Source organism: Vibrio sp. qd031 (genome assembly GCF_002100145.1).
Taxonomy (GTDB): domain Bacteria; phylum Pseudomonadota; class Gammaproteobacteria; order Enterobacterales; family Vibrionaceae; genus Vibrio.
Genome location: NZ_JXQD01000023.1, coordinates 20861 through 35176, shown reverse-complemented (window position 1 = coordinate 35176; position 14316 = coordinate 20861). Strand labels below are relative to the sequence as shown.

At 41.0% G+C, this 14316-nt stretch carries 15 protein-coding genes; 9 read left to right on the top strand and 6 right to left on the bottom strand.

Features of this window, described 5'->3' with window-relative positions:
- Positions 1-34 precede the first annotated feature (34 nt).
- Entirely contained in the window at positions 35-1033 is a 999-nt protein-coding gene (locus ST37_RS08225; RefSeq protein ID WP_084885374.1) for an SEC-C metal-binding domain-containing protein, read from the top strand.
- 283 nt (positions 1034-1316) lie between these two features.
- On the opposite strand, the gene ST37_RS08220 is transcribed toward ST37_RS08225, so the two are convergent.
- The gene (locus ST37_RS08220) at positions 1317-2237 is read right to left on the bottom strand and encodes a hypothetical protein (protein WP_084885372.1); all 921 of its coding nucleotides are present in this window, start codon (positions 2235-2237) and stop codon (positions 1317-1319) included.
- 640 nt (positions 2238-2877) lie between these two features.
- Here ST37_RS08220 and ST37_RS08215 point away from each other — a divergent pair.
- Together ST37_RS08215 and ST37_RS08205 are read left to right on the top strand one after the other, a co-directional pair.
- Positions 2878-3552, top strand: coding sequence for an inovirus Gp2 family protein (locus ST37_RS08215; RefSeq protein ID WP_084885370.1), 675 nt, complete (start codon positions 2878-2880; stop codon positions 3550-3552).
- A 377-nt stretch (positions 3553-3929) separates the two neighbouring features.
- Positions 3930-4382 carry a hypothetical protein gene (locus tag ST37_RS08205; RefSeq protein ID WP_084885367.1) on the top strand — a complete coding sequence of 151 codons (453 nt, stop codon included), beginning with the start codon at positions 3930-3932 and terminating at the stop codon, positions 4380-4382.
- A 31-nt stretch (positions 4383-4413) separates the two neighbouring features.
- Here ST37_RS08205 and ST37_RS08200 read toward each other — a convergent pair whose 3' ends face one another.
- The 5 genes from ST37_RS08200 to radC form a co-directional block, all read right to left on the bottom strand.
- Positions 4414-4596 (bottom strand): AlpA family transcriptional regulator, encoded by a 183-nt coding sequence (locus ST37_RS08200; RefSeq protein ID WP_084885365.1) that lies wholly within the window; start codon positions 4594-4596, stop codon positions 4414-4416.
- Positions 4597-4643: 47 nt separating this feature from the next.
- Entirely contained in the window at positions 4644-5204 is a 561-nt protein-coding gene (locus ST37_RS08195) for a tyrosine-type recombinase/integrase (protein WP_084885363.1), read from the bottom strand.
- A 127-nt stretch (positions 5205-5331) separates the two neighbouring features.
- A complete protein-coding gene (locus ST37_RS08190) occupies positions 5332-5775 on the bottom strand; it encodes a DUF2787 family protein (RefSeq protein ID WP_084885361.1) in 444 nt (147 codons plus the stop codon).
- Between the two features lie 10 nt (positions 5776-5785).
- Positions 5786-6250 carry a DUF2787 domain-containing protein gene (locus tag ST37_RS08185; RefSeq protein WP_084885359.1) on the bottom strand — a complete coding sequence of 155 codons (465 nt, stop codon included), beginning with the start codon at positions 6248-6250 and terminating at the stop codon, positions 5786-5788.
- Entirely contained in the window at positions 6247-6714 is a 468-nt protein-coding gene (gene radC / locus ST37_RS08180; protein WP_084885357.1) for a DNA repair protein RadC, read from the bottom strand. The genes ST37_RS08185 and radC overlap by 4 nt, the downstream gene beginning before the upstream one ends.
- A 454-nt stretch (positions 6715-7168) precedes the next feature.
- Here radC and ST37_RS08175 point away from each other — a divergent pair, with 454 nt between their 5' ends.
- The 6 genes from ST37_RS08175 (at position 7169) to ST37_RS08155 (ending at position 14294) form a co-directional block, all read left to right on the top strand.
- On the top strand, positions 7169-7351 hold the full coding sequence (locus tag ST37_RS08175; RefSeq protein WP_084885355.1) for an AlpA family phage regulatory protein: 183 nt from the start codon (positions 7169-7171) through the stop codon (positions 7349-7351).
- Between the two features lie 86 nt (positions 7352-7437).
- Complete coding sequence (locus ST37_RS08170) at positions 7438-8490, top strand: XRE family transcriptional regulator (protein WP_084885353.1); 1053 nt, start codon at positions 7438-7440, stop codon at positions 8488-8490.
- Between the two features lie 116 nt (positions 8491-8606).
- Complete coding sequence (locus ST37_RS19795) at positions 8607-8942, top strand: MarR family transcriptional regulator (RefSeq protein ID WP_242426257.1); 336 nt, start codon at positions 8607-8609, stop codon at positions 8940-8942.
- Entirely contained in the window at positions 8932-9972 is a 1041-nt protein-coding gene (locus ST37_RS08165; protein WP_143698164.1) for a DNA cytosine methyltransferase, read from the top strand. Before ST37_RS19795 ends, ST37_RS08165 begins: the two co-directional genes overlap by 11 nt.
- Positions 9969-11900, top strand: a complete 1932-nt coding sequence (locus ST37_RS20245; protein ID WP_242426256.1) for a hypothetical protein — start codon at positions 9969-9971, stop codon at positions 11898-11900. Before ST37_RS08165 ends, ST37_RS20245 begins: the two co-directional genes overlap by 4 nt.
- 12 nt (positions 11901-11912) lie before the next feature.
- Entirely contained in the window at positions 11913-14294 is a 2382-nt protein-coding gene (locus tag ST37_RS08155) for a restriction endonuclease-like protein (protein ID WP_084885352.1), read from the top strand.
- Positions 14295-14316: the final 22 nt, after the last annotated feature.

The window sequence follows — 14316 nt, the reverse complement described above, 5'->3', positions numbered from 1 at the left end:
TAGCATTAAGATAAATAAGGCGAGTAGGAAAAGCATGAAACTAGGTCGAAATGAACTTTGCCCTTGTGGCAGCGGTAAAAAGTATAAACGTTGCTGTATGAACAGTATCTCTCAACAACATGCGTCTATGTTGGATGATATTGAGCAAGTTGCTGTAATGAACCCTAACTTGTCTTTAGAAGAGCTTAATATCGTTGCAGAGCAAAAAATGAAGGCGGCTAATGAGCGGCCTCATCCTGACTTTTGCGGCCTTTCGCCAACACAAATGAGTAATTGGTCATGTGCGCCTTTCAAGGAATTGGAAGGGGTAACAATACACACGCCATATAATCTAAAAACCAGCCCAGTGATGCGTTATTTAGAATTAGTATTAGATGAAGCGATGCAAAACGATGGCTCATTTAAAGCTACCAGCAAAGGTAACTTGCCGACAAAAATTGTTAAGCAGGCTAGTGAATTATTGCCAGAGTTTGCCGTTTCTGAATTTGAACGACACATTAGCATCAGTGAATATGCAGGCAGTAACGAAGATAAGTTCAATGCATTGCATTACAGCCGAGTGCTGGCAGAGATAGCGGGTATCATCTATCGTCGAAGCGGGCGTTATCATGTTAAAAAAGCAGCTCAAAAGCAGTACCTAGCACACGGCATTCAAGCATTCTTTATCCCTATGCTCGAAGCAGCAACCTCTCAGTACAATTGGGGCTACCTAGATGGATGGGAGCACGATATTGATCTAAGAACCTTCTGGCTATTTATGCTTTGGCGCTTGCAAAGTCATGGCAATACGGAGCAGTTGATTGAAGAGGTTATTACCGCATTCCCAGACTTACTGCTGAGATGCCCTGAAGATGAGTACTCGTCCCCAAATCAGCTACTAGGCACAATGATTGAATCGCGCTTTATTAAACGCTTCCTGGAGTTTTGGGGCTTTGTGACGGTTGCGCCAATGAGGCATGTTAATGAGCTTAGGACGCCGGATAAAGTAGAAGTGCAACCATTGATGAAGAAAGTTTTTCAATTTGATGTTTAGCGTAAGATAAAAGAGCAGGGTTGGGCTTCTACTTTTCTAGCATTCAGCTAATCCATCACCGTACTTTTTTATAACGTGTTAAAGAATACGGTGATGGTAAGTGTCTTTGGGTAAGTTGTTGTATTTTAACTGTTTTAGTGCAATAAAATACAATCGTGACTATTATTCGATATTCTGGATCTGAATATCGACTAAAGATGGTAAATTTATATTATTCAATTGCTTGGTGGTTTGTTGTTTGTGATTTTATTGAACTAACCACCACTTTAGCCGCCTGAACCTGCTATACATTAGACTTCAAGTACTCTTGTCGAATTAAACTTTCTACATACTCATTTTTGTTCATGGTGTGCTTTGCCGCAAGTTCATCAAGCTGGCTTTTGACATCATTGTGAAGAACAAAGCTACACGCTTTCTTGCCTTTCATATTGTCTCTATGTTTCTTTTGGTGCCAAGCTTTGTTGATGTTAATCAGGAATAGTTTTTTACTTTCAGCACTGGCGTACCAAGCATCAAATGAAGCACATAAAGCTAAGTATCGTTCTTTTGCGTTCTGTGGAAAAACCCCAAGTATCGGAGGGCTAGATGTTGTATTGCTGTTCTGAAAGTACGACGTAAAGTAGCCCCATGCCCAAATGCATTGTTCTTCATCCTTTGGACTTAACCAGCGTAAAGGTTTGGGGGCTATAAAGATGGATTGCCATACCTGTTTCATTGTCGCTAGTTGTTGGCGCTGTATTTCATTCGCCCAGTTTCCCATATCAAAAAATCGAACAATTTCTGTGTAACGTTCTTTTGAATTAGTTGGCATAGGGTTTAATCCGTATGCGTTATAAAACTTTGCAAACTGCGGAGCTGGGTATAAACCTGGGACTTGTATGCTGAACGATTGATCAATTGCTATATATATCCACGCCCAATAGTTACAGCGTTCATCAACTTTCAACCAGTCAAATTCATCCAATGGGAGTAGGTATGTGGAGGCATTATCTACGAGCTCTTTTGCTTTTACTCTCTTCTGATCATCGAACTCATACATATCATCGATGGCTTGATTAACGATAAGAATTGCTTCTGATACCGTTGCAGGCTTGGGCCTTTGAAGATGGTTGTTTTTAAATAGTTCATAGATGAAGTATTCAGCTTGACGAAGGTTTATACCTGTACTTGATACCCATGATGGAACACTAGTTATTGCAGTCATAACAACACTTACTAAGTAGTATTTTTGGTTGTGATTAATATAAATTTAAAGTGGTAATATCGTCAATGTTAAGTAGTGTTTTATGTGTTTTACATATCACTATTTTGATTTATTATCATATGGTTAGGTTGATTTTTTGTTGGTTTGAACATGTTTTTATGGAATTAGAGCTTTTGTGTTGAAGCCTTGGTAAGAAGGTTTCGGGGTGGCTGTTGCACTAGACGGCATAGGCTGGTGAACTTTTAATGTGACAAATTGGAAGAGTTACTGCATGTAATAAAGGTTGCAGTCATGGAATGACATAACTTCAGAGCGACTTCCGTTCTAATCACCCTAGCTAGGTCCAATCTTTGGCTCACCATCGACATGACTCCAGTACTACAGCCTTGAAAGAAACAATGCTCTCTGTGGATTAGTAATATAGCTACTACAACAAACATTCTTTATAAGAGCATTACTAGCAGTACAACACTCAGTAGCCACACTACTGATGAATGCAGTACATGTTGATTAGTCAGTTAAGATCTCTAGCCATAGGCAATAGAGATTCACTCACTGCTAAGGCAGAACAGTTTTATGTAAGTTATTACGCATCATTCTCTTTCTATGTGAAATCAAATAACACATAGGAGAGATTTTCATGGACATGTTTCAATTTGCTCAAATCCCGGCTAAGTATGGTTCTTTAAACCAATACCACCTTAGCCGTATCAATGACACAGTTATGGGAGCCTTGGAGCTCTATTGTCGTATGCTCTTAGTTCGAATAGATCTACGTATCCCAATCAATGGAATGAACTCTGATAACCCACTAGAACGTGATGTACCAATTTGTTTTGTGAATATAGGTGTTGGTTTGATTAAGCGGTTTATTGCTTCACTAAATGCTCAGATCGCTACAGATCAGATGAATAAAGCGAAGGAAGGAAAGCGAGTCTATGATTGTCCGCTGAACTACATATGGGTAAGAGAGCGCAATACGAGCTACAACGAGCATTACCATCTAGTAATTATGGTTAATCAGAACTCTTACTACCCATTTGGTCGATTGCATCATGAAGGTACGCTTGCTTGTATGGTGCAAAAAGCATGGGCTAGTGCATTAGGGCTTACGACAGATGAGGTTGAGGGATTAGTTCATATCCCTGAGCGCCCTATGTATACGTTGAACCGTAATCACCCACCAGCACAATTACAGAAAGATTTAGGTGAAGTAGCACTTCGGTTGGCTTACTTGGCAAAGAATGAAACTAAGGTACTTGGTGATGGTCACCGTAACTTTGGATGCAGTAACCCGAGGAAGGGATTGATTTAGCTTCAATAATGATAACATTTATCGTACGGCTAAAGCATTTGCTGAGACTAGGAGTGGTTTAGCTTTGATCATTACAGAAGCATGGCTTCGTACATTGAACTTAGATTACTTTGGTCATAGTTGGTTCGTTCACTTCCCTGACAACCCCTTGTATGAACTAAGTGCTAATGATCCGAATCTTCACCTAGCGTATGTTGATTGTTTCTATCGGCTATCGGCTATCGGCTGAGCTATTTGGCAAAAGCCGACACCAAAACCTATCAGCACCACCAGCGTTCTTTTGGTGGCAACCTTAAGTAAAGCGTCGGTTACTGATTTAATTATCTTTATTGGGTAGGGTATATTTCTACCCTGTTTAGTTTTGTAAAGGAATGGACATGCAATTATTGGATGAAGAATGGAAAGGGTGGAGTGAATGGTATCGTCTTACAGAAGTCGATTTGAGGGCCATTCCAACTGACGTCGCTGGAACGTACATCATTGCTTGTAATGAAAGCCTAAGCCGAGCTCACGGTGCTGACGATCAAGGTGTGCTAGATATTGGTGAGAGCGGAAATCTTAGAGGTAGAATTAGAGCATTTAAGCGCTGTGCTACTGGCGAAAGCAAAAAGGGACATATGGCTGGTTGGCGCTATTTCTCACTTGGATATCATGAGATCCACCCCTTTGAGTCCCTGTGGGTTTGTTATCGGATTTGTGATGACAAAGACGCTGCATATCGTGAGGAAGGGCGATTACTTCGAGCATATGTTGAGCAGCATTATGAACTCCCCCCACTAAACTATAAGTTCAATTGGTCACAATCTGAATCAAAAAAAGAGGCTGTTTAACTGTTTTGCGTAAAGTGTGTAGGCCCAAGGCCTACACACTCAAGTTATCACGTTGCTGAATCTTTGATGCGATCCATTGCTGAACTTCCTCTTCAACCCAAGCAACGGATTTCGCACTAAGAGATATCGCAGTTGGAAATTCACCTTCGTTGATACGCTTGTAGATAAAAGAGCGGGACATCCCTGTAACTCGAATAACCTCTTTCATGCGCATGAGGCGACACGTTGTCGGTAACTGCTAAGTGGTTCTTGTTTGGTCGTTCATAGCACTAACTCCCTAAAGTCATTATCAATATCATCTTGAGTCACACCAATGTAGCGTAACGTCACGCCTTCTGAACTATGGCGAAGCATTCGCATTACTCGTGCAATATCTTTGGTGCTTTTGTACAAGTGATAACCTCTGGTCTTTCGCATCGAGTGAGTCCCTAACGGAAAACTAATCTCTTCACCAATCGATGAAAACGCTTGGCTAACAGCCCGACGACTCAATGGGTTGGCAGCTTTGTTTATCGCTTGCTGATTTCGGTAAGATTGAAATAGATAAATGTGGTGTGGATTCTCCTTTTTAATCCGCATGATGATTTCTAAGCTTCTTGGGTTTAATGCTATCTGGGCGACTTTGCCCGTTTTAGACTCTCGAATGGTTAAACGGTCCTCTTCGATGTCCCTGAACTTAATCGCCAGTAAATCAGAAATCCGTAAAGCGAGATTGATACCGACATTCCAGATGTCTGACATTTGCTTACTATGCCGTATTTCTAATAAGTGGCCGATGAGCTGGATAGTGTCACGGTTTTTCACCGCTTGAACTTCTGCCATAACGCAGCTTCCTTTTTTCGATGAAAATGATGATTAGAGGAACTTCAAAGCAGATCAGAAACGAAAAGCCTTGTTTCATAAGGGTTGGTAAGTTCCCAAATTGCTAAAATGGGAACTTGGATGCTTTTCAGCTCTTGGTGACTTTAATTTGGTCAAACACACCATCAGATAAATACTCCAAAAAGTTACCTTCCCAAATTCGATAGAAAGATTTCACTTCTCGATGTGCTAAAGCGCAAGGTGCTAAAAACATCTGCCTGAATATGTTGCTCTCAATATTGAAATCAAGCTCGATGGTTAATTCTGGATAGACAACTCCAGAATAGGCAAAGTCGGTGATGTAACAGAGTCGCCACTTATCACCTTCATTACGGATCATGATTTCTACTGGATGATACCCACCAGCTTCAGCTTTATAGCTCGTGTCACGAAAGTTAATGGTTAAGGTATCTGAATAGTAATCAAGACTCGCTTCCTGAACCTGCTTAGTAATAGCGTTATGAAAGCGAGTTGAGATAGGCAGCACACAAGGGTGAAACTGCATCGTTTGAATTTTGGTTGCGGCTGGCATGGTATGCCTCCTAGGTTAGTGGTGATGCGATAGATGATTCAGTGGGCGTATCGATATTGACGAGCGTTGCTTGAATACCGTCAAAGGAGCCTTGTTGAATATGCTTGAGGAAAGACCGTTCATAACTTTGATATAGACTGGTTACTTGTGGCTGGTGGAGCTCGCAACGTTCAATGTCTGGTTGATAGAACCATCCACGCAGAAAATTGAAGTAAAGCTCGACCTCCATCTTTTCGGTTTGTTCGTCTGGATAAGCAAAGCTAGCAACAAAGACGATGTTCCAATGAGTGCTGTCTGATTGATTTATCGATCTGTTGAGTTGGATCTCGACAGGATGAAAACCACTACGATCTTGGTAGTAGCTCGACACTCGAAAGTTAAGGGCGATCCGTGATGCAAAGGTAGGGACATCTAATTGCTCAGTAAGAGCATTGAGGTATTCCACCAGCAGTCGATGTGGTGTGGTTTGGCTCATAACAAACCTCGCTCAGCAAAGGACACGCATTGCTTACCGACCACAATGTGATCTAATACTCGAATATCAATTAGTGCCAATGCATCAGAAAGACGTTGAGTAATTCTACGGTCAGCTTGTGATGGCTCAGGCAAGCCAGATGGATGATTATGACCAAAGATAACCGCCGCCGCATTCAACATTAATCCTTCTTTAACGACTTCTCTTGGATAAACGCTAGCGGCATCAATGGTGCCAAAGAACATCTCCTTGTATTCAATCAGTTGGTTTTGATTATCAAGAAACATCACGGCAAACACTTCTCTGTCGTAATGCGCCAGTTTCATCTGTAGGTATTGCTTAGTGTTTTTTGGGCTGGTGAATGAGCCTGCCCGAGAATACTTGGCCGCTAGCAGAGTCGCTGCGGTCTCTAAGATTTGACGAAGCTCTGTAGGCTCGTTTGACGTGTAATGATTTGAATGCATGTACTTTCCTTCTGTGCGTTAAAGGTATGTGCACCCAAGTAATATGTGGCTAAAAATAATGGAATCCTTCCCTATAGAAGCAACCCAACTACGTTGAGCCGCTTTAGGTTATGGGCGCTGTTTATCTTGTTGTTTAGCCCAGTTGTAACCGCTCACAACGCCATAGATGAACAATTCGATTAGCGTCTTAGTAGGTTGGTGGGGATTCACCATTCGCCTCCTTGTTGATGTGGTACAAGCCTGCGCCAACGATAAAGCCAGCAATGAAAACAAACGGCATAAGTGCCTCCTGCTCTGTTTGATTTAAGAAAAGTGCATAAATGGAAGCCTGCGATTAACTGGCTTCAGAAAGGTAATGTGTGGTTAAAAAAAGTTGGAGTGTGGTGATTTACGTAGTGGAGTAATTAAATGCACATTCTCGTTATCTCATGAGTTGAACTAACCGGAATTCATCATGAGATTTTTAAAACTACAACAAGTCATGGACAAAACAACACTGTGCCGCAGTAGTATCTATATTCTTATTAAAGCAGGTGATTTCCCCAAAAATGTTACTGTCATGGGCAAGCGCAAAGCCTGGCTTGAAAGTGAGATTGACGACTGGATGATGAGCAAAATTGAGAGTGCGGAACTGTAAATTAAATAGCAAGTCACGGCAATTGGGTTTATATTATTCACAGATTTATTGTTTTTATAAACCAAGCCGTTGCTTGAGAGGATACCATGTTTGCAGAACGCCTAGAACGAGCCCGCAAGGCTGCCGGGCTATCAATGAGTGCATTAGCCAGCGAAGTTGGCCTATCCGCTAACGCCATTAAAAAGTACGAACATGGCACGACAATGCCCTCCTCTTCAAACTTGCTGAAGCTGGCAAAAGCACTAGATGTGCGCACTGAGTATTTCTTTCGTCCAACGAAGGTGAAGCTCGAAGGTGTCGAGTACCGCAAACGTGCTAGCACACCAAAGAAAATGCTGGACCGAATCAATGGTGACGTTCTAGATCAGGCAGAACGCTGGCAAGAGCTTCTAGAGCTGTATCCAGACTCGGTAAAACCGATCCCTGAGTTTGCTCTACCTGATGAACTGCCGCAGCAAATCACTAGCCTGGAACAAGCCGAAGACTTAGCTATTCAAATGCGTCATGCTTGGGATCTAGGCTTAAACCCGATTCACGATATGATCGATACCCTAGAAGCTAAAGGGGTGATGATCATTACCACTGATGTGGAAACAAATAAGAAGTTTGATGGTTTAGCGGGGAAAGTTGGCAGTACGCCAGTCGTCGTGATCTCTACCGCTCAAAGTGGAGATCGCCAGCGCTTTACCTTAGCTCACGAGCTAGGTCACTTAGTCGTGCATGGTCGCTTGGTTGAAGGCACTGATGAAGAGAAGGTTTGTAACGCCTTTGCTGGCGCATTTCTTTTGCCAGCCCAAACGCTTGTTGAACACCTGGGTGAAAAACGTCGCCATATTGAACCGCGGGAATTATTTATGCTTAAGCACGAATACGGCATTAGCATGTTGGCAGCACTGTTTCGAGCAGGGCAATGCGGCATCATTACACCTGCGAGTCAGAAGAATCTGTTTATGCTGTTCAGCAAAAATGGCTGGCGAACTCAAGAGCCAGGTAAAGCCTACCCGCAAGAAACCACTTACTTGCATAAGCAATTGGTTTATCGTGCTTTAGGTGAGGAGTACATAGGGGAATCAAAAGCCGCTGAGTTACTAGGCATGTCTGTCTCTAGCTTTCATAAAGAACGTAAATTAGAGCGATAGTGTGGGACATTACAGGTGTGGAGTCGCTAAAAATGGAAAAATCACTTGTCCAATTATCACCTGATGATAAGATGCTATTCAATATGTGTATTCATACAGTGTAGGTTTGAATAATTGTGGCAGAAGAGATAAGACAAAAACGTTGCGTGATAGGAATTCGTGGTCAACTACCAGATCCAGATTATTCGGTAGACATCTGGTTTGACTCACTTAAATCAGTTGCTAATGTGCTATCGAAAGAAAACCAACACTTATTAAAAGTAATCGCGGAACAACAACCTCAGTCAGTGACAGAACTAGCCATCTTAACTGGACGCGCTGTAAGTAATGTATCGAGAACACTGAAAACTTTAGGAAAATACAACCTAGTTGAAATGCAGAGTATGAATAAAATGCTTTGTCCCAAAACCGTCTATCAAGAATTTTTAGTAGTAGTGAATAATGAAGAATAACCATAAAGAATATAAACCACGTACAATTTCACTTTTCTCTGGCTGTGGAGGCTTAGATTTGGGCTTTCATCAAGCTGGTTATGATATTGTTTTTGCTAACGATATCGAGAAGAGAGTGGCAGATACTTATAAGTTTAATCTTGGTGATATATTAATTAGAGATATTACTCAAGTGGATATTGACGAGGAAATACCTGAAAATATTGACGTAGTTTTAGCTGGTATACCATGTCAACCTTTCTCAAATGCTGGCAACAGAAAAAGCATGGATGATCACCGAGGAGGTTTGTTTGAAAGTGTTATGTCTATTGTGGATAAGAAAAAACCAAAAGTTGTTCTTTTTGAGAATGTACGAGGGTTTATTTCATCAAAAGATGATCAAGGAATTCCAATGCCAAAGCGTATTGAAAATGAATTGATGGAGCATGGTTATAAAACCTTTTGGAAATTGCTGAAGGCATCTGACTATGAGGTTCCCCAGAACAGGTATAGGGTTGTAATCATTGGACTAAGAAATGATATTGATATTGATTACAAATTTCCGGAAGTGATAGCCGGGCAGGACTTAAGTGTCAAAACTGTAATTGATGGTAGTATTTTAGGTGATGAACAGCATGAGGTATGGGCTTTATCTCCACAATCCCAATTATTGTCCTCTTACATCCCTCCCGGTGGTTCTTGGAAAAATATACCGGATGAAGTTTTACCTGAGCGGTTAGTAAAGATTCGTAGTGATATGAAAAAATACAGATCCCCTAACTTTTATCGAAAATTTAACCTTGATGAAGTTATGGGAACCATTACAGCAGCCGCGACACCAGAGAACTCTGGAATTTTACACCCTCTAGAAAATAGACGCTATTCAGTACGTGAAATTGCAAGGTTTCAGTCATTTCCAGATGAATTTAAATTTATAGGAGATAGCATCCCGAGCAAATATAAAATGATTGGTAATGCAGTACCTCCAAGGCTTGCTTATCACATAGCAAGTAGCTTATTGGATCAAGTGTTTCATAAGGATATGCAATGAGTTTATATTTGTCTGAAGACTTACTAAGGTTGGCACTCAAGGGATTAAGGGAATTAAGTCCCGGTACTGAGGTTAGGCAAGGGGCTACTCAGGACGTTAGTGCCATAAGGCATTGCTTAGCCTTAGATAAGCTATTGAAAAAACACTCGTTACGTAGTGCTAAGTTACAACACAAGTCAGATCCATATCTTCAAGAATTTATTCTGAATGTTGGTGAAGTAGTATCCGTTGGGGAAAAAGGGAATTATACCCCCAACTTAATTAACGATATAAAGTCCAAGTCTGATTTTGGTGTTGGAAGTAACTTAATCAGTGCAGGTGTGGCGACACACTCAATTCAGTCACCACAGAACTATCCAAAGAAAGCTGGTAAGGGTTTGATTTCAATAGATAAGTATGATTTCTCATTATTGGATGGTTATGTCGATAGATTGAAGGATAAATATAGTTTTGAGAAATTAGGCTTTTCTTTTTTGATTTGGCTTAATAGATTCGAAGATTTTGAAGAGTCAGATAAAAATCCGTTAAACCTTTTTGAAAAACTAAAAAAAACGGTGAAAGATAAATATTCTGATAACCTTGCTGATTTAATCATTTACTCTACACAAGAACGCTTTGAACGTCATGTTAAACAATTATCTGAGCTGTTATCTGACAGGAAACCTGACTTGCTAAGTCTGTTTGAAACCTCTAATAATAACGATGAGGTTTTCGGCACGGGGGGAGATTCTGAAGTTACATTGCTATCAAAACCATTTCTTTTATTCGCAGGTATCTCAGGCACAGGTAAAACTCGTTTTGTCCGTGAGCAAGCTAAATTAACAGGCTCGATAGACGATACTTATTGCCTTACTTCTGTCCGCCCTGATTGGCATGAACCATCAGATTTACTAGGCTATACATCAAGACTTAGCGGTAATGCCGAGTACATAGTTACCGATGTACTGAAGTTTATCGTAAAGGCATGGATTGCGATAAAAGATGCTGGAATTACCCTTGAAAGCAAAAAAGCATTCGGTGAGAAAGATCAACAGCAGCAAGTAAAACCTTATTGGCTTTGCTTGGATGAAATGAATCTGGCACCGGTAGAGCAGTATTTCGCAGATTATCTCTCCGTGCTAGAAACCAGAGAATGGGCTTGGCAAGGTAATGATTTTACTTACCAATGCGATCCGCTATTAAAAGCGACAGTGTTTGAGGCGGTTGATAAAGATAAACTTAAGGGTGAGTTAGGATTAATTGATCACGATGAGTTGTGGGACCACTTTGTTGCTAATGGCATTAGCATCCCGTTTAATTTAATTGTAGCGGGTACGGTCAATATGGATGAAACCACACATGGTTTCTCTCGAAAAGTTATCGACCGAGCATTAACTTTTGATTTTGGTGAGTTCTTTCCTAATGATTTCGATGCTTTTTTTGATGCAACCTCAGAACCTAAAGCGCTTAGCTACCCAGTGCTTACTGATGGACGAAACAAGATTGAACTAAGCAGTACTTTTGATAAAGATGGCACTTTGTCTGTCGCTTTCCTAAAGCAAATTAATGATATTTTGGGAAACACCCCATTTAAGCTTGCTTACCGTGCTTTAAATGAATTGCTTCTAGCTGTAATTACACAAAACCCCAACAATGAAATCGAACTTCAATCTGTTTGGGATGATTTTTTAATGTGTAAAGTGCTACCTCGTATAGAAGGTGACATTGACAAGCTCACGAAAGGTGATAGCGATAACTCAATATTAGAGCAGCTTAGTGCGCTACTTAGCGAGCAGTTGAATAACATTTGGGCTACACAATCTCGCCAAGATCTGTTTCGTAAATCGCTTGAAGATGATCCTCCAATAACAATAGAGTGTCGAAGCAAGGTAAAACTTGAATGGATGAGCGACCAATTGAAGAATGGCTTTACAAGTTTTTGGCCATAGAAGGTGGTAGGCATGCAAACTTTGATTTGTATAGAAACACCTGAGTGGGAGTTAACAATAAGTAGCCAGCACCTTGAGGCAAGACAAAGTACTTATTTCAATATGCTTAGCCAAAGAGGAGTACTGGCACCTATTAGTAAATTGCAAATTCAGCCTGCGATCAGTCCAGAAAACATAACCATCTGTGACCAAAAGAGTGTGCTGATTGATGACTCTCCTTTGTCTGAGGTAACTCTTCCTGCCCCGTTATTTTTTGAAAATGCTCAATATCAATTTGAGTGGGTATTTTTGCAAGAAGGCATTGAGCAGGCTTTTATTGCTCATGCTCTACAGGGAGTCTCTGATGCTTTTCGTTTTACACCGAAACGTAAACATAGTGCCGCTAGCCTAATTGGTACAATTAATACAGGTAATGATATTGGTCAATTTGCGTTACCTCTTACCTATTACATTAAAGGTAAGGAAAAGCAATTTAAGCTGACCTTAGAAGTATTGCCAACGAAGATGCAGCTGCACAACGACTTACCTGCTATGTATCGCCGTCTCGATGAGACTTTTCCATTATGGCGCTTCAGCTTGGCGGAGAAGACCGAGCAAAGCGCAGATAAGAGCCAACATCGTGGTAACTTTCCACTATTGTGGTTAGCGCAGTTTAAGGCGTTGAGAACGTCACTTGAGGACGGGTTGAAAGTTATCGCAAACTCGCCACATAACCGATTACAGAAAAAAAACGTTAATATTAGAGCGGATCGACTCAAAGGGCGTTTATCAAATCGATTAGCGGAGCGTGTAAAAGAGGATATTGCCAATAAAATATATGACAAGCGATATCAACAACAAAAACAACACCTCAGTTTAGATACGCCAGAAAATAGATACATCAAGATGGTCGTTGTTCAATGTAAGCAGCAGCTAGAAAGTATGTCCCAGAAGCTCGAGGCTCATACCAACAAAGGCGAGACAACGTACGCCCGTCTATCGGAGCACTTCTTGAATGAATTGAAGGAGTGGCAACAGCCATTGATAAAAATGGAAAAGTATAGCTTTTTGAAAGAGGTGGGAGATTTTTCTGGACAACATCGTGAGTCTTTAGTTTTGCAGCAAAAAACAGGCTACAGTGCAGTTTACAAGGTGTGGCAGGAACTAAAATATTACTTGGATATTTTTGCGAAGCACTCAACAGTGTCAATGAAGTCTGTCGCGGAAACGTATGAAGTATGGTGCTTTTTAGAAATACGAACAATTTTATTAGAAGTGCTTGGCTTTCAAGAAAAAGAACACCAAAAAACAAAGCTAAAGCTTAATGACTATTTTGAATTACAACTTAAAGATGGTTTAACTGGCGCAGGGGCATTTGCATTCGAACGAGCCGATGGGCTTCGGGCAAAGTTAGCCCATGAACCGGTCTTTCGTCGAGCTGGTCAACATATTCGGTCGTTTGGTGTGACACAAAAACCCGATATCTTGTTAGAAGTTACTTTCCCAGATGGTAAGACGTGCATTTGGTTATTTGATGCCAAATACCGCATAAAGACCCAAAACAATCGATATGACGTAGATGATATTGATTGTAACGATTACGTGCCCGACGATGCGATTAATCAGATGCACCGGTATAGAGATGCCTTAATTCGAGTTGATGAACAAAAAGAGTCCAGAAGCAAAAGTCGTCCAGTTTTTGGTGCCTTTGCTTTATACCCAGGCTTTTATGACCAAGGCAGTGATGAAAACCCATACCAATCGATGATAGCTGAAGTCGGGATTGGTGCCTTTGCTTTGCTGCCTAGCGCAAATGGCAATAAGAACTCCTGGCTCCAAGCCTTTTTACTGCATCAGCTAGGAACGGGTATCAGCGCTTACACTACTGAATCGATACGTGATGATCTTTATGTTAATGAGCCAGCACGTATTCCATACTCAGGAATGCAGCAAGTGCTTCACCATGATCTTGTGTTGATATCGAAGCTTGGTGAAAGTCGTGAGCAAGACTATATCGATAACTTTAACAGTGGATTAGCAGAGTGGTTTCATATTCCAGTTTCTGTCTTTGATAAGAAATTCGGAAAACATATTGTTCAAGAATTGAGATACTTAGCCGTGATGGCCAATTGTGCAAGTTCGCTTGAAATCACAATGGTTTATAGAATTAAAAAGGTAGTGCTGTCACAGCGTGATGACATATCTGCTAAGCAAGCGGGTATTGATGTTTCTAAAGTCAGTAAAAACCAATACTGGTTATTTGAGCTTGGTGCAGCTATTTCACTGGACCAAGTGATCCAGTGTGATCCTACTGCTGGATTCAGACAGTCATTGAAGCTAGCTAAATTAGATAACATGCAAATAGCTAATAGTTTCAGTGAAATTGTGCCTATTTATGAACGCAGTTATCGCTAGTCTTTAGCACAAGCCTCATGTT

What these genes read in the sequence shown, in the direction of transcription:
- ST37_RS08225 (WP_084885374.1), top strand. Translation starts at nt 35, where the DNA reads ATGAAACTAGGTCGAAATGAACTTTGCCCTTGTGGCAGCGGTAAAAAG.
- ST37_RS08220 (WP_084885372.1), bottom strand. Translation starts at nt 2,237, where the DNA reads ATGACTGCAATAACTAGTGTTCCATCATGGGTATCAAGTACAGGTATA.
- ST37_RS08215 (WP_084885370.1), top strand. Translation starts at nt 2,878, where the DNA reads ATGGACATGTTTCAATTTGCTCAAATCCCGGCTAAGTATGGTTCTTTA.
- ST37_RS08205 (WP_084885367.1), top strand. Translation starts at nt 3,930, where the DNA reads ATGCAATTATTGGATGAAGAATGGAAAGGGTGGAGTGAATGGTATCGT.
- ST37_RS08200 (WP_084885365.1), bottom strand. Translation starts at nt 4,596, where the DNA reads ATGCGCATGAAAGAGGTTATTCGAGTTACAGGGATGTCCCGCTCTTTT.
- ST37_RS08195 (WP_084885363.1), bottom strand. Translation starts at nt 5,204, where the DNA reads ATGGCAGAAGTTCAAGCGGTGAAAAACCGTGACACTATCCAGCTCATC.
- ST37_RS08190 (WP_084885361.1), bottom strand. Translation starts at nt 5,775, where the DNA reads ATGCCAGCCGCAACCAAAATTCAAACGATGCAGTTTCACCCTTGTGTG.
- ST37_RS08185 (WP_084885359.1), bottom strand. Translation starts at nt 6,250, where the DNA reads ATGAGCCAAACCACACCACATCGACTGCTGGTGGAATACCTCAATGCT.
- radC (WP_084885357.1), bottom strand. Translation starts at nt 6,714, where the DNA reads ATGCATTCAAATCATTACACGTCAAACGAGCCTACAGAGCTTCGTCAA.
- ST37_RS08175 (WP_084885355.1), top strand. Translation starts at nt 7,169, where the DNA reads ATGAGATTTTTAAAACTACAACAAGTCATGGACAAAACAACACTGTGC.
- ST37_RS08170 (WP_084885353.1), top strand. Translation starts at nt 7,438, where the DNA reads ATGTTTGCAGAACGCCTAGAACGAGCCCGCAAGGCTGCCGGGCTATCA.
- ST37_RS08165 (WP_143698164.1), top strand. Translation starts at nt 8,932, where the DNA reads ATGAAGAATAACCATAAAGAATATAAACCACGTACAATTTCACTTTTC.
- ST37_RS20245 (WP_242426256.1), top strand. Translation starts at nt 9,969, where the DNA reads ATGAGTTTATATTTGTCTGAAGACTTACTAAGGTTGGCACTCAAGGGA.
- ST37_RS08155 (WP_084885352.1), top strand. Translation starts at nt 11,913, where the DNA reads ATGCAAACTTTGATTTGTATAGAAACACCTGAGTGGGAGTTAACAATA.